The sequence below is a fragment of the Serratia sp. 1D1416 genome (assembly GCF_003641105.1).
Classification (GTDB): Bacteria; Pseudomonadota; Gammaproteobacteria; order Enterobacterales; family Enterobacteriaceae; genus Serratia; species Serratia ficaria.
This window is the reverse complement of sequence record NZ_CP032738.1, coordinates 4,387,782-4,410,247: the sequence shown is the minus strand read 5'-3', so window position 1 is coordinate 4,410,247 and position 22,466 is coordinate 4,387,782. Positions and strand designations below refer to the sequence as shown.

At 62.5% G+C, this 22,466-nt stretch carries 17 protein-coding genes; 7 read left to right on the top strand and 10 right to left on the bottom strand.

The genetic code is table 11. The features are described from left to right. Positions 1–107 precede the first annotated feature (107 nt). On the top strand, positions 108–773 hold the full coding sequence (gene fsa / locus D7I37_RS21265; protein WP_061795116.1) for a fructose-6-phosphate aldolase: 666 nt from the start codon (positions 108–110) through the stop codon (positions 771–773). A 238-nt stretch (positions 774–1,011) separates the two neighbouring features. After that, positions 1,012–1,995 (top strand): 2-keto-3-deoxygluconate transporter, encoded by a 984-nt coding sequence (gene kdgT / locus D7I37_RS21260; protein WP_061795117.1) that lies wholly within the window; start codon positions 1,012–1,014, stop codon positions 1,993–1,995. 51 nt (positions 1,996–2,046) lie between these two features. On the opposite strand, the gene D7I37_RS21255 is transcribed toward kdgT, so the two are convergent. Further along, complete coding sequence (locus D7I37_RS21255) at positions 2,047–4,113, bottom strand: carbon starvation CstA family protein (protein ID WP_061795118.1); 2,067 nt, start codon at positions 4,111–4,113, stop codon at positions 2,047–2,049. A 392-nt stretch (positions 4,114–4,505) separates the two neighbouring features. Between D7I37_RS21255 and D7I37_RS21250 the strand changes: the two genes are divergently transcribed. Next, on the top strand, positions 4,506–5,669 hold the full coding sequence (locus D7I37_RS21250; RefSeq protein WP_129544309.1) for a M20 aminoacylase family protein: 1,164 nt from the start codon (positions 4,506–4,508) through the stop codon (positions 5,667–5,669). A 28-nt stretch (positions 5,670–5,697) separates the two neighbouring features. Continuing rightward, positions 5,698–7,011, top strand: a complete 1,314-nt coding sequence (locus D7I37_RS21245) for an MFS transporter (RefSeq protein WP_061795120.1) — start codon at positions 5,698–5,700, stop codon at positions 7,009–7,011. A 76-nt stretch (positions 7,012–7,087) separates the two neighbouring features. On the opposite strand, the gene D7I37_RS21240 is transcribed toward D7I37_RS21245, so the two are convergent. Continuing rightward, on the bottom strand, positions 7,088–9,022 hold the full coding sequence (locus tag D7I37_RS21240) for an exoribonuclease II (RefSeq protein WP_061795121.1): 1,935 nt from the start codon (positions 9,020–9,022) through the stop codon (positions 7,088–7,090). 185 nt (positions 9,023–9,207) lie between these two features. Then, positions 9,208–9,735 (bottom strand): lactoylglutathione lyase, encoded by a 528-nt coding sequence (gene gloA, locus D7I37_RS21235; protein WP_095097754.1) that lies wholly within the window; start codon positions 9,733–9,735, stop codon positions 9,208–9,210. Between the two features lie 100 nt (positions 9,736–9,835). Between gloA and D7I37_RS21230 the strand changes: the two genes are divergently transcribed. Next, entirely contained in the window at positions 9,836–10,690 is an 855-nt protein-coding gene (locus tag D7I37_RS21230; protein ID WP_095097751.1) for a LysR family transcriptional regulator, read from the top strand. Between the two features lie 15 nt (positions 10,691–10,705). Here the strand turns inward: D7I37_RS21230 and D7I37_RS21225 are convergent, their stop codons facing one another. Then, positions 10,706–13,012, bottom strand: a complete 2,307-nt coding sequence (locus tag D7I37_RS21225; RefSeq protein WP_129544308.1) for an FdhF/YdeP family oxidoreductase — start codon at positions 13,010–13,012, stop codon at positions 10,706–10,708. 285 nt (positions 13,013–13,297) lie between these two features. On the opposite strand from D7I37_RS21225, the gene dacD reads away from it, so the two are divergent. Then, a complete protein-coding gene (gene dacD / locus D7I37_RS21220) occupies positions 13,298–14,467 on the top strand; it encodes a serine-type D-Ala-D-Ala carboxypeptidase DacD (RefSeq protein WP_129544307.1) in 1,170 nt (389 codons plus the stop codon). A 64-nt stretch (positions 14,468–14,531) separates the two neighbouring features. Next, positions 14,532–15,449, top strand: coding sequence for a LysR family transcriptional regulator (locus D7I37_RS21215; RefSeq protein WP_061795126.1), 918 nt, complete (start codon positions 14,532–14,534; stop codon positions 15,447–15,449). Between the two features lie 52 nt (positions 15,450–15,501). On the opposite strand, the gene D7I37_RS21210 is transcribed toward D7I37_RS21215, so the two are convergent. From D7I37_RS21210 to sapA, 6 genes are all read right to left on the bottom strand, one after another. Further along, positions 15,502–16,686 carry a peroxidase-related enzyme gene (locus tag D7I37_RS21210; protein ID WP_061795127.1) on the bottom strand — a complete coding sequence of 395 codons (1,185 nt, stop codon included), beginning with the start codon at positions 16,684–16,686 and terminating at the stop codon, positions 15,502–15,504. A gap of 421 nt (positions 16,687–17,107) precedes the next feature. Next, positions 17,108–17,920: a putrescine export ABC transporter ATP-binding protein SapF gene (sapF, locus tag D7I37_RS21200; protein WP_061795128.1), complete on the bottom strand. Its 813-nt coding sequence runs from the start codon at positions 17,918–17,920 to the stop codon at positions 17,108–17,110. 1 nt (position 17,921) lies between these two features. After that, the gene (gene sapD, locus D7I37_RS21195; RefSeq protein ID WP_061795129.1) at positions 17,922–18,914 is read right to left on the bottom strand and encodes a putrescine export ABC transporter ATP-binding protein SapD; all 993 of its coding nucleotides are present in this window, start codon (positions 18,912–18,914) and stop codon (positions 17,922–17,924) included. Further along, the gene (gene sapC / locus D7I37_RS21190) at positions 18,914–19,804 is read right to left on the bottom strand and encodes a putrescine export ABC transporter permease SapC (RefSeq protein WP_061795130.1); all 891 of its coding nucleotides are present in this window, start codon (positions 19,802–19,804) and stop codon (positions 18,914–18,916) included. The genes sapD and sapC overlap by 1 nt, the downstream gene beginning before the upstream one ends. Then, entirely contained in the window at positions 19,791–20,756 is a 966-nt protein-coding gene (gene sapB, locus D7I37_RS21185) for a putrescine export ABC transporter permease SapB (RefSeq protein ID WP_061795131.1), read from the bottom strand. Before sapB ends, sapC begins: the two co-directional genes overlap by 14 nt. After that, positions 20,753–22,402, bottom strand: a complete 1,650-nt coding sequence (gene sapA / locus D7I37_RS21180) for an ABC transporter substrate-binding protein SapA (protein ID WP_061795132.1) — start codon at positions 22,400–22,402, stop codon at positions 20,753–20,755. Before sapA ends, sapB begins: the two co-directional genes overlap by 4 nt. Positions 22,403–22,466: the final 64 nt, after the last annotated feature.

Below are 22,466 nucleotides of genomic sequence, written 5' to 3'. Positions count from 1 at the left end.
CATTTCGAATGAAAGTTGAATTGATTTTGGTCAAAGGTTTACGGGGTTTTTACCCTATGATGACCAGAGTTTGAATCCGCCCACATAACCTGACACAGGAGTCCGTGATGGAGCTTTATCTCGATACCGCCGACGTGAGCGCGGTAAAACGCCTGGCGCGCATTTTGCCGCTGCATGGCGTAACCACCAACCCGAGCATTGTGGCGAAAGAGGGCAAGCCGATTTGGGAAGTGCTGCCCGCGCTGCGCGACGCCCTGGGCGGCACCGGGAAGCTGTTCGCCCAGGTAATGGCCAGCGACGCGGAACGCATGGTGGCCGAGGCCGCGCTGCTGAGCCAGCGCGTGCCGGGGCTGGTGGTCAAAATCCCGGCGACCGCCGAAGGATTGGCGGCGATCAAGAAGCTCAAGGCGATGTCGATCCCCACGCTGGGCACCGCGGTCTACGGCGCCGGTCAGGGGCTGCTGGCGGCGCTGGCGGGGGCGGAGTACGTGGCGCCTTACGTCAATCGTCTCGACGCGCAGGGCGGCGACGGTATCGAAATGGTGCACGAGCTGCAGCAGCTGTTGAGCCTGCATGCGCCCAACGCCCGGGTGCTGGCGGCCAGCTTCAAAACCCCGCGTCAGGCGCTGGAGTGTCTGCTGGCGGGCTGTCAGGCCATCACGCTGCCGGTGGAGGTGGCGGAACAGTTCCTGGCGGCGCCGGCGGTGCAGGCCGCGGTGGAGAAATTTGAGCAGGACTGGCAGGGCGCTTTTGGCACTCAGCTGCTGAGCTGATCGCTGCGAACCCCATAGGGCGGCCATGTGCCGCCTTTTTTGTGCGCCGATAAACACTTTCAAAACAATGAATCTTTAAAATTAAAACATTGTTTTAATTTTACGCGTTCGATCACTTTTATTCACATGATGAACAGTTAGCTTAAGTGACCAAATCATCACGATGTTTGCACGCCCGGGACGGCGGCTGTCGGCGATGCGTTGCGTTAACCAATTCATTATCAGGGTGGAATGAGTGATGCAGATTAAACGTGCGATAGACAAGATCCCTGGCGGCATGATGCTGGTGCCGCTGTTCATTGGCGCGGTGTGCCACACCTTTGCGCCGGGGGCCGGCAAGTATTTCGGCTCTTTCACCAACGGTTTGATCGGCGGCACGGTGCCGATCCTGGCGGTGTGGTTCTTCTGTATGGGCGCGTCGATCAAGCTGAGCGCGACCGGCACGGTGTTGCGCAAGTCCGGCACGCTGGTGGTGACTAAAATCGCCGTCGCCTGGCTGGTGGCGGCGGTGGCGTCGCGGGTGATGCCGGAAAACGGCGTCGAGGTCGGTTTCTTCGCCGGACTGTCGACGCTGGCGCTGGTGGCGGCGATGGACATGACCAATGGCGGCCTGTACGCCTCAATCATGCAGCAGTACGGCAGTAAGGAGGAGGCGGGCGCCTTTGTGCTGATGTCGCTGGAGTCCGGCCCGCTGATGACCATGATCATTCTCGGCACCGCCGGCATCGCCTCGTTCGAGCCGCACGTGTTTGTCGGCGCGGTGCTGCCGTTCCTGGTCGGTTTCGCCCTGGGCAACCTGGATCCGGAGCTGCGCGAGTTCTTCGGCAAAGCGGTGCAGACGCTGATCCCGTTCTTCGCCTTCGCGCTGGGCAACACCATCGATCTGACGGTGATCGCGCAGACCGGGCTGCTGGGCGTACTGCTGGGCGTGGCGGTGATCGTCATCACCGGCGTTCCGCTGATCATCGCCGACCGGCTGATCGGCGGCGGTGACGGCACGGCCGGGGTGGCCGCCTCCAGCTCCGCCGGCGCCGCGGTCGCCACCCCGGTATTGATCGCCGAGATGGTGCCGCAGTTCAAACCGGTGGCGCCGGCCGCCACCGCGCTGGTGGCCACCTCGGTGATCGTCACCTCGATCCTGGTGCCGATCGTCACCGCAATGTGGTCGAAACGCGCCAAGGCCAGGGCGGCGCTGCGCGAACAGATGGCGGTGGTGAAGTAAAAACCATGAAAAAGGGCGCCGCGGCGCCCTTGACGTTTTTGGCCGTTAGCCTCAAGTGCGGCCCGCCTCCTCGCGCAGGGCGATATCGACCTCATGCGCCGTCGGCTGAGCCGAGTTGAGCGCGCGGCGGATCACGAAGAAGGCGGAAATCAGCATGGTGACCGCCACCAGCATAAAGAACCCGCACAGCGCGGCGTTGATCTGGTTGCTGAACACGATGGTTTCCATATCTTTCAGCGTTTTGGCCGGGGCGATCAGCGTGCCTTGCTCAATGCCGGCGGAGAATTTCTTCGCCTGCGCCAGGAAGCCGATGCTCGGCTTTTCATGGAAGATTTTTTGCCAGCCGGCGGTCATCGAGGTGATGAACAGCCAAACGGTCGGCACTATGGTCACCCAGGCGTAACGCTGTTTTTTCATTTTGAACAGCACCACGGTGCCGAGGATCAGCGCCATCGAGGCCAGCATCTGGTTGCCGATGCCGAACAGCGGCCACAGGGTGTTGATGCCGCCCAACGGATCGACCACCCCCTGATAGACGAAGAATCCCCAGCCGGCCACCGCCACCGTGGTGCCCGCCAGGTTGCCGAACCAGGAGCGGTTGTTGGCCAGCCGCGGCACCGCCACGCCAACCAGATCCTGCACCATAAAGCGGCAGGCGCGGGTGCCGGCGTCGACCGCGGTCAGAATGAACAGCGCTTCAAACAGAATGGCGAAGTGATACCAGAACGCCATCATCGCCCGGCTGTTGAACACCTCGCTGATGATGTGCGCCATACCGACGGCGAAGGTCGGCGCGCCGCCGGCGCGAGACAGGATCGAGTTCTCTCCCACCTCTTTGGCGATCAGCGCCAGCGTTTCCGGCGTGACGATAAAGCCCCAGCCGTTAATCACCTGCGAAGCGTTTTCCACAGTGGTGCCGATCAGCGCCGCCGGCGAGTTCATGGCGAAGTAAACGCCCGGATCCAGCACCGAGGCGCAGATCAGCGCCATGATGGCGACGAAGGATTCCATCAGCATGGCGCCGTAGCCGATAAAGCGGATATGGCTTTCACGCTCCACCAGCTTCGGCGTGGTACCGCTGGAGACCAGCGCATGGAAGCCCGAGATCGAGCCGCAGGCGATGGTGATGAACAGGAACGGGAACAGCGCGCCGGCGAATACCGGGCCGCTGCCGTCGATAAACCGCGACACCGCCGGCATTTTCATCTCCGGCATGGCGAAGACGATGCCGATCGCCAGCCCGATGATGACGCCGATTTTCATAAAGGTGGACAGGTAGTCACGCGGCGCCAGCAGCAGCCACACCGGCAGCACCGAGGCGACGAAGCCGTAGATCACCAGCACCCAGGTCAGGGTGGTGCCGTGCAGGGTAAAGATCGGTCCCCAGTATGGATCCTGCGCCACGTTGCCGCCGTAAACGATCGCCAGCAGCATCAGCACGAAGCCGATGATCGAAATCTCGGCGATCTTGCCCGGCCGGATAAAGCGCATGTACACGCCCATAAACAGCGCGATGGGGATGGTGGCGGCGATGGTGAACAGGCCCCAGGGGCTGTCGGCCAGCGCTTTCACCACCACCAGCGCCAGCGCCGACAGGATGATGATCATCACCCCCAGCGCCCCGAGCATGGTGATCACGCCGGCAAAGGCGCCCAGCTCTTGCTTGGCCATTTCGCCCAGCGAGCGGCCGTCGCGGCGGGTGGAGATGAACAGGATCAGGAAGTCTTGCACCGCGCCGGCCAGCATGACGCCGACCAGGATCCAGATGGTGCCGGGCAGAAAGCCCATCTGCGCGGCCAGGATCGGCCCGACCAGCGGCCCGGCGCCGGCGATGGCGGCGAAATGGTGGCCGAACAGCACCCATTTGTTGGTGGGCACATAGTCCAGCCCGTCGTTGTGGCGTTCGGCCGGCGTCAGGCGACGGTCGTCCAGCTCAAACACTTTTTTGGCGATAAACAGGCTATAGAAACGGTAGGCAATGCTGTAACAGGCGACGGCGGCCACCACCAGCCAAACCGCGTTGACGTGCTCCCCGCGGCTGAGCGCCAGCATGGCGAAAGCGAATGCCCCGACCAACGCCACCACCAGCCAGATAATTCCGGACCTGACGTTTTTCATGATCAACAGCTCCTCGGTGTGCAGAAGTAAAAATCGACGTTCTTATAAAAAAGGACAACGTCTTAAAAATAGGAGTTTTGCGGCTGAACAGAAGCAGGTCGGATGAGAAATGTGAAGCCGGTGGGGTTTTATTGTAAAAACAAAGTGATGAACCTACGGCGGAGCAGCATGCCGCGGCGCTCTTGGTATACAGCTTTTAGTTCTGCCATTTTAATTTGCACGCAGCGAATAATGTTATTTTTTTAATTCGATGCCGCGCCAAGAGGATTATTAACGCATCTGGCTGGCGGCGGTGAAAAAATTGGCGCATGGCGTGTTATATCTTTATTTTATTTGTGAGCGCAATGATTCATTCATTAAGTGAATAATAAACCTAAAAAAGGAGTTTAATTATGATAGATAAAGTTATCGATGGGTATTTATCGCAGCTGACGGCGATCCGCCGCGATATTCATCAACACCCGGAGCTGGGCTTTGAAGAGTTCCGCACCAGCGACCTGGTGGCGGATTATCTGAACTCCTGGGGTTATGAGGTGCACCGCGGTCTGGCGGGCACCGGCGTGGTCGGCACGCTGCGGGTGGGCGACGGTGCGAAGCGCCTCGGGCTGCGCGCCGACATGGATGCGCTGCCGATGGCGGAGAACAACGGCAAGGCCTGGAGCAGCAGCGTGGCTAACCGCATGCACGGCTGCGGCCATGACGGCCACACCACCATGCTGCTCGGCGCCGCGCGTTACCTGGCGCAGACGCGCAATTTCAACGGCACGTTGCACCTGATTTTCCAACCGGCGGAGGAGACGCTGGAAGGCGGCGCGCGCATGGTGCAGGAAGGGTTGTTCGAGCGCTTCCCCTGCGACGCCATTTTCGCCATGCACAACATGCCGGGGCTGCCGGTCGGCGAATTCTTCTTCCAGCACGGCCCCTTCATGGCGTCGTCGGATCAACTCGTCGTCACCGTGCAGGGGCGCGGCGGCCACGGCGCCATGCCGCACCTGGCCGTCGATCCGGTGCTGGTGGCCTCGCACATTACCCTGGCGCTGCAGAGCATCGTATCGCGCAATACGGATCCGCTGGCGGCCGCGGTGATCACCGTCGGCAGCATCAAGGCCGGCGAAGCGGCCAATGTGATACCGGACAGCGCGGAAATGAAGCTCAGCGTGCGCTCGTTGGGGCGTGAAGGGCGCACCGCGCTGCTGGCGCGCATTCCGGCGCTGATCGAGACCCTGGCGGCAAGCTTCGGCGCCAGCGCCCGGGTGGAGCACGTTAACGGCGCGCCGGCGCTGATCAATGACGAGGCGATGACGCGCTTCGCCCATCGGGTGGCGGAACAGCAGTTTGGCGCCGCCCGCGCGCACTACGGCGCCAAGCCGCTGATGGGCAGCGAAGATTTCACCTTTATGCTCGAGGTGAATCCGCAGGGTTGCTATCTGTTGATCGGCAACGGAGACGGCGAGGGCAGCTGCATGGTGCATAACCCGGGCTACGATTTCAACGATCAATGCCTGGCGGCCGGCAGTCATTATTGGGGAGCATTGGCTGAAGCCTATTTAAAATAACTCCAGATTATCATTCCAGGGAAATAAGATGAGTGAAACTACGCTTTCCAACGAGCGGGAAATAATAAAGGGGCGGAAGGTCAGCGGCAAACGGGTTATTTTCGCCGCGTCCTTCGGCAATGCGCTGGAGTTTTTTGATTTCGGCATTTACAACTTCTTCGTTATTTATATCAGCGTGCTGTTCTTCCCGCCTTCCAGCGATCCGAACCTGGCGCTGCTGCTGGCGTTCGCCACCTTTGGCGTCAGCTTCATCATGCGGCCGCTCGGCGGCGTGCTGATCGGCGCCTATGCCGATCGCTGCGGGCGGAAATCGGCGATGGTGTTGACCATTTCGCTGATGAGCCTGGGCACGGCGATGATCGGTTTCGCGCCGACCTACGCCAGCGCCGGCTACTGGGGAACGATTACGCTGGTCGCCGCGCGGCTGATCCAGGGCGTGGCGGCGGGCGGCGAAGTGGGCGCCTCGATGTCATTGCTGGTGGAGTCGGCGCCGCCGAACCGCCGCGGCTTTTATTCCAGCTGGACGCTGGCGACGCAGGGCATTGCCAGCGTGGTTGGCGGCCTGACGGCGCTGGGGTTGAGCGCGGCGCTGCCGGCCATCTCGGGCGATCCCGAAGCCATGGCCGACTGGGGCTGGCGCATTCCGTTCTTTATCGGCGTGGCCCTGGCGCCGATTGGCTGCTGGCTGCGGCTCAGCCTGGAGAACGATCGGCCGCCCGCGGAGAAGCAGCGGCAGACGCCGGCGCCGCATTTGCGCCGGCACGCGCGGGCGATCGGGCTCGGCGTGATGTTGACCATCGGCGCGACCGTCGCAACCTATATCTCGATGTATTATCTCGGCACCTATGCGGTGAAATACCTCGGTATGGCGCAGTCGTACGGCTATGCCGCGATGCTGCTGGCGGGCGTGGTCACCTTCGGCGGCAGCCTGCTGGTGGGCCACTGGTGCGACCGCTACGGCCGGTTGCCGCTGATCTTGTGGGCGCGCATCGCCATCCTGCTGCTGGCGCTGCCGGTTTTCTGGCTGTTGAGCGCCGTGCCGCACCCGGCGGTGTTGCTGAGCGCGGTCGCGCTGATGGTCGGCCTGACCACGCTGGGCTCGGTACCGACCCTGCTGATGATTTCAGAGCTGTTTCCTCAGCGCATCCGCGCCTTGGGATTTGCGCTGGTGTATAGCCTGGGGGTGGCGATCTTCGGCGGTTTTGCCCAGTACATCGCCTCGCAGTCGATCGCCCTGAGCGGCTCGCTGCTGGCGCCCGCCGGTTATTTGATGCTGGCTACGGTGATCTCATTGCTGGCGCTGCCGCTGCTGCGGGAAACCGGCGGCGATAAGCTGCGTTAGCGGAAGAGGGGCATAAAAAAACACCGGCGATTTTCATCGCCGGTGTCGAAGGTGACTGCGGGGCGCCGTTTCGGCGTCAGACCGCCGGGCGGGCAATCACGCTGCGGGTTTCCATGCGCACTTCGGCGATGGTGACCTGCAGAGCGTCGCTTTGACGGTAGGCCACTTCGCCCTTGATCAGCACGGTGCCGGTTTCCTGGCTGCACTGCATTTCGTCGCGCACCGCGTGGATGAACGGAGCCGGGATGAAGGCGACGGCGCCGTTGTCCAGCAGGCGCACGCGCAGGCCGCCGCGGGTCACGTCGATGATCTCCGCGTTAAAGCGCCGATCGGTGCCGGCCTTGTCCTGCAGATAGCGGGCGTACAGCCAGTCGCCGACGTCGCGTTCCGCCATGCGGTTCAGGCGACGGCGTTCCGCCAGCTGCACCGTAATCTCGTCCTGCGGTTTTTCCGCCGGCTGCTGGCCGATGATGGCTTTCAGCAGGCGGTGGTTGACCATATCGCCGTATTTGCGGATCGGCGAAGTCCAGGTGGCATACGCCTCCAGGCCCAGGCCGAAGTGCGGCCCCGGCGTGGTGCTGATTTCCGCGAAGGTCTGGAAGCGGCGGATGCGGCTGTCGAGGAACTGCGTCGGCTGCGAATCCAGGTGGCGGCGCAGCTCGCAGAAGCCGTCGAGGGTCAGCAGCTTCCCGGCGTCGGCCTCCACGCCGTTGGCCTGCAGCACGGTGACCGCCTGCTCGACCAGCGCCGGATCGAAACCGGTGTGCACGTTATACACGCCGAAGCCCAGGCGATCGCGCAGCACGATGGCGGCGCAGACGTTGGCGGCGATCATGCACTCTTCGACGATGCGGTTGGCGCTGCGGCGCTGCTCGGTGACGATGTCCAGCACGTCGCCTTTTTCGCCCAGCACGAAGCGGTAGTCGGGGCGATCCTTGAACACCAGCGCATGCTGATGGCGCCAGGCGTTGCGCGCATCGCACACGCGTTTCAGCAGGGTGATCTGCTGCGCGATCGATTCGCTTGGCGGCTGCCAGCCGGCGATGCCTTCCAGCCAGTTGGAGACGTCGTCATAAACCAGCTTGGCTTTCGATTCGATTTCGGCGGCGAAGAACTGGATATCGTTGCCCAGCGCGCCGTCGGCGCCGATGGTCACGCGGCAAGCCAGCACCTGGCGGCGCTCATTCGGGCGCAGCGAGCACAGGTTGTCGGACAGATCGCGCGGCAGCATCGGGATGTTGAAGCCCGGCAGATAGTTGGTGAAAGCGCGCACGCGGGCGATATCGTCCAGCTTGCTGCCCTGCTCAACGTAGGCGGTCGGGTCGGCGATGGCGATGGTCAGCTGCAGCGAGCCGTCGCCGTTGTCGACCACGAACAGCGCATCGTCCATGTCTTCGGTGCTGGCGCTGTCGATGGTGACAAAATCCAGCGCGGTCAGATCTTCACGCGCCAGCGCGGCGTCAGGTTCGCCGATGGCGACCATTTCCGGCGCTTCTTTTTCCAGATTGTGGCGTGCCAGCGTCACCCACCAGGGCGCGAAGTGGTCTTCGGCGTCGGTGATGAAGTGGGTCAGATCGGCGTTGAAGCCGCGATCGCCTTTCAGCGGGTGGCGGCGCATTTCGGCGACCGCCCAGTCGCCGGCCTGGAAGTTGTGGGTCAGCTCACGCACCGGGCGGCACTGAATCGCATCTTTCAGCAACGGATGATCGGGCACGATGGACAGGCGGTCATCGCGCTTCTGCACGCGGCCGACAAAGCGCGACAGGAACGGCTCGACCAGGGTTTCCGGCTCGGCGATTTCGCGTTCTTTCTCGGTATGCAGAGTGGCGACCACGCGGTCCCCGTGCATGACTTTCTTCATGTACGGCGGTGGGATGAAATAGCTCTTTTGACCGTCGACCTCAAGAAAGCCAAAGCCTTTCTCAGTCCCTTTTACTACGCCTTCAACGCGCGGGGTCTGAGAGTGAAGTTGCTGTTTAAGCTGCGCCAGCAGCGGGTTATCTTGAAACATATCGTCCAGTGAATGGGTTGTGAGTGGCAAGATTTGCGGCAGACAGTTTTACGCGAATCACCCGCTGCGGGCAAGCCTAACGTCACGGTTTTCCTGCGCTGGCGCGCGATTTTGCGCAATATCGGCCCAGCAAAAGACCATCGGTAAAACCCCGGCGCTGATGACCGGGGCGAGGGGCGGGCGGATCAGTCCTGCAGCGGGGTCGGCTGCAGGATCTCAATCCAGTAGTCGTCCGGATCGCGGATAAACGCCACGTAGTTCATGCGGCCTTCATGCAGGCGTTTCTGGAAGGTCACGCCAAGGCGTTCAAAACGCTCGCAGGCGGCGCGCACGTCCGGCACGGTAACGCACAGGTGGCCAAAGCCGCGCGGCTCGCCGTTGCCGTTGTGATAGCTGAAATCGGCCTGTTGTTCGGTGCCGTGGTTATAGGTCAGCTCCAGGATGCCTGGCTGACTCAAGGCCCAGCGTTTGCGCGCCACGTCATCCTGCGGGATCTGTTCGCGCGGGCTGCGGGTCAGGTAGCAGATGGTGAAGGCGGCTTCCTTGAACTCCTCCAGGTAAACCGGAGTGAAGCCCAGCACGCGGGTATAGAAATCCAGCGCCTTGGTCAGGTCTTTCACGCGGATCATGGTGTGATTGAAGACGTAGCCGTCGGTTACCGCCTCTGGTTGGGCGGTGACGCCCGGCAGCGTCAATAGGTCATTCAATGGCATCGGGGTTCCTCCTCAGGTTGCCGGTAAGACTGTAGGTCAAATTAATGCTAATCTAAAGTGATTGTTTTTAAGTAAAACGCTAACAAAAAGTGAATGTTTGATGAAGCTGAGCCAGCTTAGATTTTTTTGCGCTTTGGTAGAGTATAAGACCATCGCCGCCGCCGCGCGGGAGCTGCACTGCGTGCCCTCCAACGTCACCTTGCGCATCCGGGAGCTGGAGGCGTCGCTGGGCGGCGAGCTGTTTTTCCGCGACAAAAACCGATTGTACGTGAACCCCAAGGGGCGACTGTTCTACCAGCAGGCGCGCGATATCGTCGAGCAGGCCGATCGCAGCCGCCAACTGTTCGCCGGCGAGCAACACCAGGGGTTGCTCAATCTTGGCGCGCTCGATTTTTCGCTGGTCAGCCACCTGCCGGCGCGCATCGCTCAGCTGCGCCGCCGGCAGCCGCAGTTGCAGATCAACGTGCTGAGCCGCGATTCGCTGGTGCTGGAACGGATGCTGATCGACAGCGAGCTGGATTTGGCGATCACCGACGGGCCGATCGAACACCCGCTGCTGGCCAGCAGCAAGGCGTTTGATGAACGGCTGGTGCTGTTGCTGCCGGCCGATGTCACCCGGCTCGACGCCGCCTCGCTGGCCGGGCTGGAATTTTACACCTTTAGCCGCGAGTGCTCATTCCGCCTGAAAATCGATCACTGGCTGGCCTCGCGGAAGCTGAAACCGCGCATGACGCTGGAAATGGAGTCTTACGCCGCGATGGCGGCCTGCGTGCAGGCCGGCTGCGGGGTGGCCTGCATTCCCGGCTCGCTGCTGCCGACGGTCCTGCCGGCGCCTGCGCTCAAGGTAATGGAAATGGGGGAGGAAGGGGTCAGCGATTTGTATTTCGTCTGGCGGCGCCATCAGCTGTCGACCGAATTGCAAACCGCGCTGGAAATATTGGCGCGCCCGGCCTGAACCGGGCGCGGCCCGTCAGGCGATGCGCAGCGAAGGCGGCGCCGCGCAGCGGCGAACCGCCACCGGGATCGACTTGGAGGTCGGGGTGCCGGTGCCGTCGCCAAAGCTGGCCAGCGGCACCAGCGGATTGGTTTCCGGGTAGTAGGCCGCCAGATTGCCGCGCGGGATATCGTAGCTCACCAGCTTAAAGCCGCTCACCTTGCGCACCACGCCGTCGTTCCACAGGGTTTCAATTTCCACCCGTTCCCCGTCCCGCATGCCCAGCGCCGCCAGATCTTCCGGATGAATGAACAGCACCTCGCGCTGGCCGTACACGCCGCGATAGCGGTCGTCCAGCCCGTAAATGGTGGTGTTGTACTGATCGTGCGAGCGCAGGGTTTGCAGCGTGAAAGGCGCCTTCTGGCCGTTCAACTGCGGGAACAGACTGACCGGCAGCTCCGCCGCGCTGAACTCCGCCTTGCCGCTGGGGGTGGCGAACCGCAGTTCGGCGGCGGCGTTGCCCAGATAAAATCCGCCCGGCTGGTCACAGCGGCGGTTGAAGTCTGCAAAACCGGCGACGGTGGCGGCGATATGATCGCGGATCAGCGAATAGTCGTCCGCCAGCGCCAGCCAGTCGAGCGGCTGGTTGCCCAGCACCGCGTCGGCGATGCCGCAGACGATCGCCGTTTCAGAGCGTTGAGTGTCGGCCAGCGGTCTGCCGACGCCTTCAGAGGCGTGCACCATGCTGAAGGAATCCTCCACCGTGATGTACTGCGGGCCGCTGGCCTGCAGATCCCGTTCGGTACGCCCCAGCGTCGGCAGGATCAACGCGTCCTTGCCGGTCACCAGATGGCTGCGGTTGAGCTTGGTACTGATATGCACAGTCAGGTCGCAGCAGCGCAGGGCGCGGGCGGTGCGTTCGGTATCCGGCGCGGCGGCGGCCAAATTGCCGCCCAGCGCGATCAGCACTTTGACCTCGCCGCGCAGCATCGCCTCCAGCGCCTCGACGGTGTTATGCCCGTGCGCCCGGTTGGCGGTGAAGCCAAAATGGCGTTCCAGGCTGTCTAGCAGCGCCTTGGGCGATTTCTCGTCGATGCCCATGGTGCGGTTGCCCTGAACGTTGCTGTGGCCGCGCACCGGGCACAGACCGGCGCCCGGCTTGCCCAATTGACCGAACAGCAGCTGCAGGTTGGTGATTTCACGCACCGTCGCCACCGAGTGCTTATGCTGGGTTACGCCCATCGCCCAGGTGCAGATCACCCGCTCCGCCCCCTGGTAAATGGCCGCCGCCTGCCGCAGCTGGGCTTCGCTCAAGCCCGATTGTTCGGTGATCTGCGCCCACGAAGTGGCGTCGACGCGCGCCAGATAAGCTTCCACCCCGACGCTGTGCCGTTCGATAAACGCCAGGTCGAACAGGCCCGCTTCGCCGGCCGCCAGGCGCTGGCGGTGGCTTTCCTGCAGCGCCTTCACGATGCCGCGCACCGCCGCCATATCGCCGCCGAGGTTCGGCTGGAAGTAAGACGAGCTGATCGGCGAGGATTTCGGCGTCAGCATCTGCAGCGGATCCTGCGGATCGGCGAAGCGTTCCAGCCCGCGTTCGCGCAGGGTATTGAAGCTGACGATGCGCGCGCCGCGCTTGGCGGCGTTTTTCAGGCTGTGCAGCATGCGCGGGTGGTTGGTGCCGGGGTTCTGGCCGAAGACGAAGATGGCGTCGGCTTTCTCGAAGTCATCCATACGGATGGTGCCCTTGCCGACGCCGATGCTTTGCTTCAGCCCGACGCCGCTGGCCTCGTGGCACATGTTGGAACAGTCGGGGAAGTTGCTGGTGCCGAGCATGCGGCCGAACAGCTGATACAGATAAGAGGCTTCGTTGCTGGCACGGCCGGAGGTGTACAGCTCGATCTGGTTCGGGTTATCCATCGCCTTGATATGTTTGGCGATCAGCGCCAGCGCGTCCGGCCAGTCGATCGGCTCGTAATGGTCGGTTTCGGCGTTGTAACGCATGGGATGGGTGAGGCGGCCCTGATATTCCAGGAAATAATCGCTTTGCTGCTGCAGGGTGCCGACGCTGTGCGCGGCGAAGAATTCGGGCTCCACCGCATTGCGGGTGGCCTCCCAGCTGACCGCTTTGGCGCCGTTTTCACAGAAGCTGAAGGTACTGTGGTTATCGTCGCCCCAGGCGCAGCCGGGGCAGTCGAAGCCGCGCGCCTTGTTGACGCGCATCAGATTGCGCAGGTTTTTCAGCGTTTGCTTGCTGTCGAGGACAAAGCGGGTGGTGGCTTCGAGCGAACCCCAGCCGCCTGCCGGGCCGGTATAGGGTTTGATTGCGGGTTTGAATTTCATGGTGGTTTTTGTTTGCCGGTGTTGTAGCTAAAAAGTAAACGTTTTTTTAAGCTTTATGGGTGTTTATGTCACAAGTCTAGGAGCCTGCAGGGGGCGGCGTCTAATAGAATAGGATTATGACGGGATAGAGCGTATCTATCGCGCGGCGACCTTCAGCAAACAAATGGTTGCATAATGACATCCGCTGCAAAAGAGTAATGATTCCGCCGAGCGCCGAATTGATGCAGGCTATGCCACGGATTGTATTGGTATTTTATTTCGCCCGCAGGGCCTGAGGAACCTCCCTTGAAACGTACGGTATTGGCCGCGATCGGCGCAGCGTTGCTGCCGCTGGCGGCGCAGGCGGCGGATGCGCCGTTCAACTTTCCCGCGAGTACGCCCCCGGCGATAGACGCCGCCTCCTATGTATTGATGGATTACACCACCGGGCAGGTGCTGGCCGCCGGCAACCCGGACGAGCGGCGCAACCCCGCCAGCCTGACCAAGCTGATGACCGGGCTGGTGATCGATCACGCGCTCGACCAGCATAAAATCGGCCTGGACGACGTGGTGACGGTGGGGAAAGACGCCTGGGCGCAGGGCAACCCGGTATTCAAAGGGTCTTCGTTGATGTTCCTGAAGCCTGGTGACAGGGTCAGGGTGCGCGACCTCAGCCGCGGCATCATCATCGACTCCGGCAACGACGCCTGCGTGGCGATGGCGGATTACGTGGCCGGCAGCCAGGCCAACTTCGTCAAGCTGATGAATGATAAAAGCGCCCAGCTGGGCCTGCAGAATACCCATTTTGAAACCGTGCACGGCCTCGATGCGCCAGGGCAGTTCACCACCGCCGGCGATCTGGCGGTGATTTCTCGCGCCATCATCATGAGCGAACCGGCCGAATATCACATGTACAGCGAGAAATCGCTGACCTGGAACGGCATCACCCAACAGAATCGCAACGGCCTGCTGTGGGATAAAACCCTGCACGTCGACGGCCTGAAGACCGGCCATACCGCATCGGCCGGCTTTAACATCATCGCCTCCGCCACCGAGGGCGACCGGCGCCTGATCGCCGTGGTCATGGGCGGGAAAAGCCCCAAAGGCCGTGAGGAACAGGCGCGCAAGCTGCTGACCTGGGGGCTGCGCGATTTCGCCACCGTGCACCTGTTCAGCGCCGGGCAGAGCCTGGGGCAAGAGCCGGTGTGGTATGGCGATCGCCACCAGGTGCAGGTGGGCAGCGCGCAGGATCAGTTCCTGAGCCTGCCGAAGGCCGAGGCGGACAAGCTGAAGGCGCAGTACGTACTGAACGTCAAACGGCTGGACGCGCCGCTGACCCAGGGGCAGACGGTGGGCGAGATCCGCATCAGCGATAACGGACAGCTGCTGAAAACCTTGCCGCTGGTGGTGTTGCAGCCGGTGAAACAGGGCGGGATGTTCTCGCGCCTGATGGACTACGTGAAACTGAAGGTGTGATGGCCGGGCGCAAGCCGTCACGCGATGGTATAATTAGCGCGTATGCCTATTGATGAGCCGCGTTATGGATATTAAACAACTGATCTACCTGTGTAATCTTGAGCGTGAACGCCACTTTGGCCGCGCGGCCGAGGCCAGCTTCGTCAGCCAGCCGACCTTGTCCATGCGCTTGAAAAATCTTGAGAAAGAGCTGGGCGTCTCACTGATTAACCGCGGCAACAATTTCGGCGGTTTTACCGCCGAGGGCGAACGGGTGCTGGCCTGGGCACGAGAAATCGTGTCGGTCTACCAGGGGCTGAAGCTGGAGGTGGAGTCGCTGAAGCACGGCCTCAACGGCACGCTGCGCCTCGGCGTGGTACCGCAGTGCAGCATCTCGCTGGCGGAAATGCTCAAGGCGGTCAGCGAGCGTTACCCGCATCTGGACTACCGGGTGGCGGTGCTGAGCGCCGATCAGCTGCTGGAGGCGCTGACGGCGCATACCGTGGATATCGGCATCGGCTTCTTCGAACTGACGACGCTGAAAGAGCTGCATTTCCAGTCGCAGCCGCTGACGGAAACCGGCGTGGAGCTGGTGTTCCACCCGCAGCATTTTCCCAAGCTGGTCGGCGACACGCCGCTGCCGCTGGAAGCGGTGGCCGCGCTGCCGTTATGCCTGGCGGAACCGACGCGTTATTTCCGCCGCTATCTCGATCAGTACTTCCGCGAAGCCGGGCTGACGCTGCATCCGCGCCTGGAAACCACCTCGATATTCCAGCTGCTGGAAGGGATTTTTGTCGGTCTCGGCTGCGGCCTGTTCCCGCACGGCAACCTGCTGCCGGAAATGACGCCGGCGCTGCATCGTCGGCCTATCGCCATCGCTGCCATGTCGCGTCATGCGGCGGTGGTGGTCGATGTGCCGGAACGCGCGACGCCGTTGGCGCAGAAGTTTTTCGACGCCGCCAGCGAGTGGCTGCGTAAACAGAACGCGCACCCAGGGGCGTGACCGCCGCGGCAATCCCTGCGTTCTCCTCGATGGCCCCGCACGGGGCCATTATTTATGCTTCGTCGCCGTAGCGCACCGTTTCTCCCAGCGTCTGCCGCAGTCGGTTCTCCCAGGCATAGAGCGCCCCGGTGAGGATCACATCCAGCGCCTGCGCCTGATTCAGTCCGCTGTTGAACAGCGGCCGCACGCTCTGCGGGGTGAACTTCTCCGGCGCCCGCGTCAGGTCCGCGGCCACGCGGATCACCGCCTGGCTGACCGGGTTATCCGCTTTTTCCGCACCCTCGGCGACGTTGACAAACAGCGCGTTCACCAGCGCCGGCTGCTGAATGTCCTGCGCCACCGTGGCGGCGCAATACCGGCTGCCGTTAATGCGCGATACCGCCAGGGTGGCCAGCGCCTTCAGCCGGGCGGAAAGCCCGTAGCCGTCGGCGTTGATGCTGTTGAATACGCCATTGCGCTCGCGCAGCGCGGGCGCGTCGTGCGCCAGCAGCAGGTAGTAAGACTCGGTGCGGGCCTGCGGGTGACTTTGGTCCAGTACGTCGAGCTGCTCGGCGCTGGCGTCTTCCTCGTTGATCCCCGGCAGTCGCGATTGCCACGCCAGCTCCCGGTCGCTGAAAGCGATGCCTTCCGCGTCGTCGATATGCGGAAAGCCGGGCACCACCACGGTGGGGCGGCCGGCCAGCGCGGCGACGCCGGCGACCACCCGCGCCTGGTAGCTGACAAAGCCGATAATCTGCGAGAAGGTCACGATATCCGCCGGGCTCAGCCCGACATCGGCGAGCTGTTGCAACGCTTTGGGGCAGATTAACGTCGGTTGGCTGGCGAGTTGGCGGGCGTATTGGGTGATCTGGGCGAGGCGGATATTGCTTTCTCGGGAGGCGTCTGGGCTGTGCAGCGGGGCGAGGCGGGCGGCGTAGTGGCTACAAAGCGATTGCACGCCGGTCACCTGCGCGACGGTCAGCGCGGTGCTGAGGCGATCGTAGGGTGACAATGTCACGAATCGCGACAGCGCCACCTGATCCGGGAACAACGCGTGATAGCCGGCGAGCGAGGCGCTGAAAACGCCGGCGCGCGCGGTCAGCGCGGTGTTCAGCGCTTCGTCGGCAAAGGCGCCCAGCCCGAGCAGGAAGCGGTCGCGGATGGTGGCCGCCTGCGGCTCCAGCGGAGTTTCACCGCGCACGCTGCTCTGAGTTTCGTGATACCACTGGGCGTTGTGTTGTCGACGGAGTAGTTCCATAGGGTCAATCCTTAATCATGAGCAACGGCCGCCGCTGCAAGCAGCAGAGGCGACCCGATGGCAAGGCAAGCGCCCGCGGACGGGCAAGCAATGTGGCAGGATCAATAGGGTTCATCGCCGCACAGGGCGTGGCCATAAACAGAGAAACCTGCGGCTAAAGCGAGCAGAAACTGCGCGAGTCGGCGATTGCGGGGGCTGTTCATCAGTGCGATATCCTGTCGTTCAATAAGCTCAACGTAGGGGATATCCTCACCGATCGCATTGGCGAGATAAAATAATGTTACGTGCTAATCAATAACTGAAAGGAATAAAATATAATGTTATATAGCAAAAATGTAATTTGTATCTGCGCTTTTTGGCTAAGCCGCGGCGATAAAAAACCCGCCTGAGCGGGTTCCGTCATCCGATGGCGGCGGCGCGGTCAGAACCGCCCGCCGTCGCGGCGCCAGGCGTCGGCGGTCAGCGCTTCGCCAAAGTGGCTGGCGATCAGCCGTTTGGTCAGCTCATGCAGCGGCGCCGCCAGCACCTCCGCGGTACTGCCGCGCTCGACGATTTCCCCTTCGTGCATCACCATCACCTGGTCGCTGATATGCTTCATCATGCCGAGGTGCTGGGTTACATAGATATATGAAATACCATGCTTTTCCTGCAGTTCCAGCATCAGGTTGATGATCTGCGAACGCATCGACATATCCAGCGACGCCAGCGCTTCGTCGGCGACGATCACCTTGGGCTGCAGGATCAGCGCCCGCGCCAGGGCCACGCGCTGCTTCTGGCCGGAAGCCAGCATATGCGGATAGTAATAAGCGTGATCCGGCAGCATGCCGACCTGGCGCAGCGTCTGGTTGATGCGCTGTTCGCGCTCCGTCGGCTCGAGATCGGTATTCAAGCGCAGCGGGGCGTCCAGCAGTTGGCCAATGCGTTGACGCGGATTGAGCGAGGTGCTCGGATCCTGGAAAATCATGCGGATGCGCTGGCTGCGATAGCGGTAATCGCCGTATTCCAGCGGGCGATCGTCGATCAGGAGTTCGCCGCCCGACGGCTCCACCATGCCGGACAACATTTTGGCCAGCGTCGATTTGCCGGAGCCGTTTTCACCGATGATCGCCAGCGTTTGCCGTTCGCGCAGGGTAAAGCTGACCGACTTCACCGCCTCCACGTGTTGGCGGCGAAACAGCCCGGTGCGGTAGCGGTAGGTTTTACTCAGGTTGCGCACTTCCAGCAGCGTTTCCATATTATTGCTCCTCCATGTTGAGCGGGAAGTGGCAGGCGAAGAAGTGGTTTTTCACCGGGCGCAGGCGCGGCGTCTCGATGCATTTCTTTTGCGCATACGGGCAGCGCGGCCCCAGCCGGCAGCCGATCGGCAAATGCTCGAGCGAAGGAATGGCGCCCGGCAGGGTGTTCAGCCGGCTCTTGTGCGGCAACGAGCGGCCAAAATCCGGCATGGCGCGGATCAGCGCCTGGGTGTAAGGGTGGTGCGGCGCCGCCAGCAGATCTTCGCACTGCGCGCTTTCCACCGTCTGGCCGCAGTACAGCACGTTCACCCGGTCGGCCCATTTGCTCATCATCTGCAAATCATGACTGATCAGCAAAATGGTGGTGCTGTTGTTTTGATTGAGCCGCGCCAGCAGGCGGAAGATCTGCGCCTGGGTGGTCGGCTCCATGGCGTTGGTCGGCTCATCGGCGATCAGCAACCGCGGCTGATTGGCCAGCGCGATGGCGATCATCACCTTCTGGCATTCGCCTTCGGTCAGCTCATAGGGGAAGCTGCCCATGATGTCGTCGTGATCCTTGATGCCGACGCGGTGCAGCAGCTCGATGGCGCGGCGTTTGCGCCAGTTGAAGCGCTGCCACCAGCGGCCTTTGTAGGTCCAGCCCGGGATCGCCTGCGCCAGCTGGCGGCCGATGCTTTCGGAGGGATCGAGACACGACTGCGGCTCCTGGAAAATCATCGACACGTTGTGCCCGACCAGCCTACGGCGTTCGCGCGGCGTCAGCTGCAGCAGGTCGATATCGTCGAAGCGGAAACGGTCGGCGGTGACGCGCCAGTTATCTTTGGTCACGCCGCAGATGGCCTTGGCGATCAGGCTCTTGCCGGAGCCCGATTCGCCCACCAGGCCGCGCACTTCGCCTTCGCTCAGCGTCATGCTGACGCGGTCAACCGCCTTGACCGGCCCGTCGGCGGTCATAAATTCAATCGTCAGATTGCGGATATCAAGTAACGGCATTATTCCACTCCGGCATTGATTGCGCGGCGCATACCGTCGCCCAACAGGTTAACCAGCAGCACGCTGACAAGGATCGCCGCGCCGGGCAGCATCACCGTCCAGGGCGCCACGTAGACCAGTTCCAGCGAGTCGCCGAGCATGGCGCCCCATTCCGGCGAAGGGAGCTGCGCGCCGAGATCGAGAAAACCGAGCGCGGCGATGTCCAGGATCGCCATCGACAGCGCGCGGGTAAACTCGGTCACCAGCACCGCGGCGATGTTCGGCATCACCGCATACCACAGGATCTGCAGCGTGGACGCGCCGTCCAGCCGCACCGCCACCACATACTCCTTTTCCAGCTCGTCGTGCACCGCGCTGTAGATGGTGCGCACCATGCGCGGCAACAGCGCCAGCCACACCGCCAGCATCGCGTGCTCGAGTTTGGGGCCGATGAACGCCACCACCACAATCGCCAGCAGCAGCGAAGGGATCGACAGCAGGGTATCGAGAATATGGTTGAGCACCGCCGAGCGCAGCCCGTGGGTGACGCCGGCGAACACCCCGAGGATCACCCCGAAGAAGGCGGCGGCGAGCGTTACCAGCAGCGCCGAGCCGAAGGTGGCGGCGGCGCCGGTCAGCAGGCGGCTGAGGATATCGCGCCCGAGGTCGTCGGTTCCCAGGAAGAACGAAACGTTGCCGTAGCGCGACCAGGACGGCGGCAGCAGCTGATAGCCCAGGAACTGCTGATCCAGCGCATAGGGCGCCAGCAGGCTGCCGAACAGCGACAGCAGCAGCAGGGCGATCACGCCGTAAAAGCCAATCATCGCCAGCGCGTCGCCGTAAAAAATCCGCCAGGTGTAGCGCAGCGGGCTCGGCATTTTCTTTTCGCGGTATACGTTATCTAAGGGCATACCATTCCTTATGCTTCAGCGGGTTGGTGGCGGCGCCCAAAATGTCGGCCAGCACGTTGATGGTGATCACCAGCGTGCCGACCACCATCACCCCGGCGGAGATCGCCGCATAGTCCTGCTGGCGAATGGCGTTGATCAGCCAGCGGCCGAGGCCCGGCCAGCTGAAGACCATTTCGGTGATCATCGCCAGCGTCAGCATGGTGGAGAACTGCAGCCCCAGCTTGGGCACGATCGGCGGCAGCGCGTTGTGCAACACGTGGCGGCGGATGATGGTCAGGCGCGACAGCCCGCGAGTGGCGGCGGCTTTGATGTAGTTCTGGCTCAGCACGTCGTCGGTGCTGATGCGCATCAGGCGCACCACCTCGGTGGTCGGCGCCACCGCCAGCGCGGCGATCGGCAGGATCATGTGGCGCAGCGCGCTGCCGATCATTTCCGAACGGTATGGCGAATCCGACAGCCAGGCGTCAATCAAGGCAAAGCCGGTGATCGGCTTCACCTGGTATAACAGATCGAAGCGGCCGGAAACCGGCAGCCAGCCGAGGTGCAGCGAGAAGAACAGCATCAGCAGCAGCGCCAGCCAGAATACCGGCATGGAAAAGCCCAGCAGCGCAAAGGTGCTGATGGCGGTGTCCTGCCATTTGCCGCGCATCACGCCGGCGATAATGCCCAGCGGAATGCCGATGAACAGCGCCAGGGTAAAGGCCAGCAGGCACAGTTCCATGGTGGCGGGAAACACTTCGCGCAGCTGCTGGCTGATCGCCTGGCCGTTGATGCTGGAGACGCCGAAGTCCCAGTGCAGCAGGCTGACAAAGTAGAACTGGTAGGCATCCAGCAGCGCGGCGCCGTTGAGCGGCGCGCGCGGCGTGAAGTAGCTCAGGCTGAAGCTGACCAGCGTCAGGAAAAACAGCGTAATCAGCAGCAGCAGGATGCGGCGCAAGGTAAAGATAATCACTTTTTCGCCTCCTCCGCGGACTCACGGTATACCCCGGCAAACGAGGCGTTGCCGAACGGGCTCAGCACCAGCCCCTTGATGTCATAGCGGTAGGCCTGCAAACGCAGCGACGACGCCAGCGGCAACACCGGCAACTGCCGCTCGAGAATCTTTTGCGCCTTGCGATAGCTGTCGATGCGTTGCGACAGCTGCTGCGACAGCAGCGCGTCCTGCAGCACCTCATCGAAGCCCGGGTCACACCAGTGAGCATAGTTGGTTTGCGAACGTATTGCCGCACAGCTCAGCAGCGGCCGGAAGAAGCTGTCCGGATCGTTGCTGTCGGTGGCCCAGCCGGTGAGGGTCAGATCGTGGTTCATCTCCATCAGTCTGGCCTCCTGGAAACGGCCTTCCACCGGCACGATGGTGACCTTGACGCCCACCTGGCCCAGATCGGCCTGGATCAGCTCGGCGGTTTTCAGCGGGCTGGGGTTGTAAGACTGGGAGGCGGTCGGCACCCACAGCTTCAGGTTCAGCTGGCCGACGCCGGCCTGCTTCAGCATGTCGCGCGCCTTGGCCGGATCGTATTCGGTGACGTGCGCGTCGTTGTCGTAGGCCCAGGAAGCGCGCGGCAGGATCGAGGCGGCGGTTTCCGCCGTGCCGTAATAAATCGACTGCATCAGGCGCTGGTTGTTGATCGCCAGCGAAATCGCCTGGCGCACCTTCAGGTCGTTGAACGGCGGTTTGCGGGTGTTGAACGCCAGGTAGGCGATGTTCATCCCCGGCCGCAGCGTCAGGCGCAGGCGCGGATCGTCGCGCAAGATCGAAAGCTGGCTGGCGGCCGGGTAGGCCAGCACGTCGCACTCGCCGGTCAGCAGCTTGGACAACCGCCCGGTGCCGCCGGCGCCCATATCGATCACCACCTGCGGCATGCGCGGCCGCCCCTTCCAATAGGCGTCGTTGCGCGCCAGGCGGATATATTGCCCGGAGCGGTATTCGTTGAGCAGGAATGGGCCGCTGCCGACAGGTTCGCGGTCGATCATTTCCTGGCGGCCTTCGTGCGTCAGCCGATCGGCGTATTCGGCCGACAGCACCGGCGCATAATGGGTCGCCAAATGCCACAGGAAAGAGGCGTCCGGCGCCTGCAGGCGGATTTCGACGGTGTAGTCGTCCAGTTTTCTGACGCTCTGCACCGAATCGCCGAACTGCAGGCTGTCGAAATAGGGGTACTCGCCGCCGTTGACGTCGTGATACGGATGCTTCTGGTCGAAGACCCGCGCGAAGCTGAACACCACGTCGTCGGCGTTCATCTTGCGGGTGGGTTTGAACCAGGCGGTGGTCTGGAACGGCACGTCCTTGCGCAGATGGAAGCGGTAGGTCGCGCCGTTGTCCAGCACTTCCCAACTCTGCGCCAGCTCGGGGATCAGCCGGTAGGTATAGGGATCGACATCCAGCAGCCGATCATACAGCTGGGCGGCCAGGGTATCGACCGTCAGGCCGCTGCTGGCCATCTGCGGATTAAAGGTATTCAGTATGCCGCTGACGCAGTAGACAAAGCCGCTCTGGCGAATGTCCGGCAGCGGTGGCGCCGCGGCGGGCGCGGGCGGTGTCGCGGCCAGGGCAGAGCCCGTAAGGCACAACGACAGTATCCAAAGGGGTAAACCACGCATAGAGGATTCATGGGTTAATAAGCGATAGCGTTAGTGTATCGCACTCTGGCAGTCTGCCCAATCC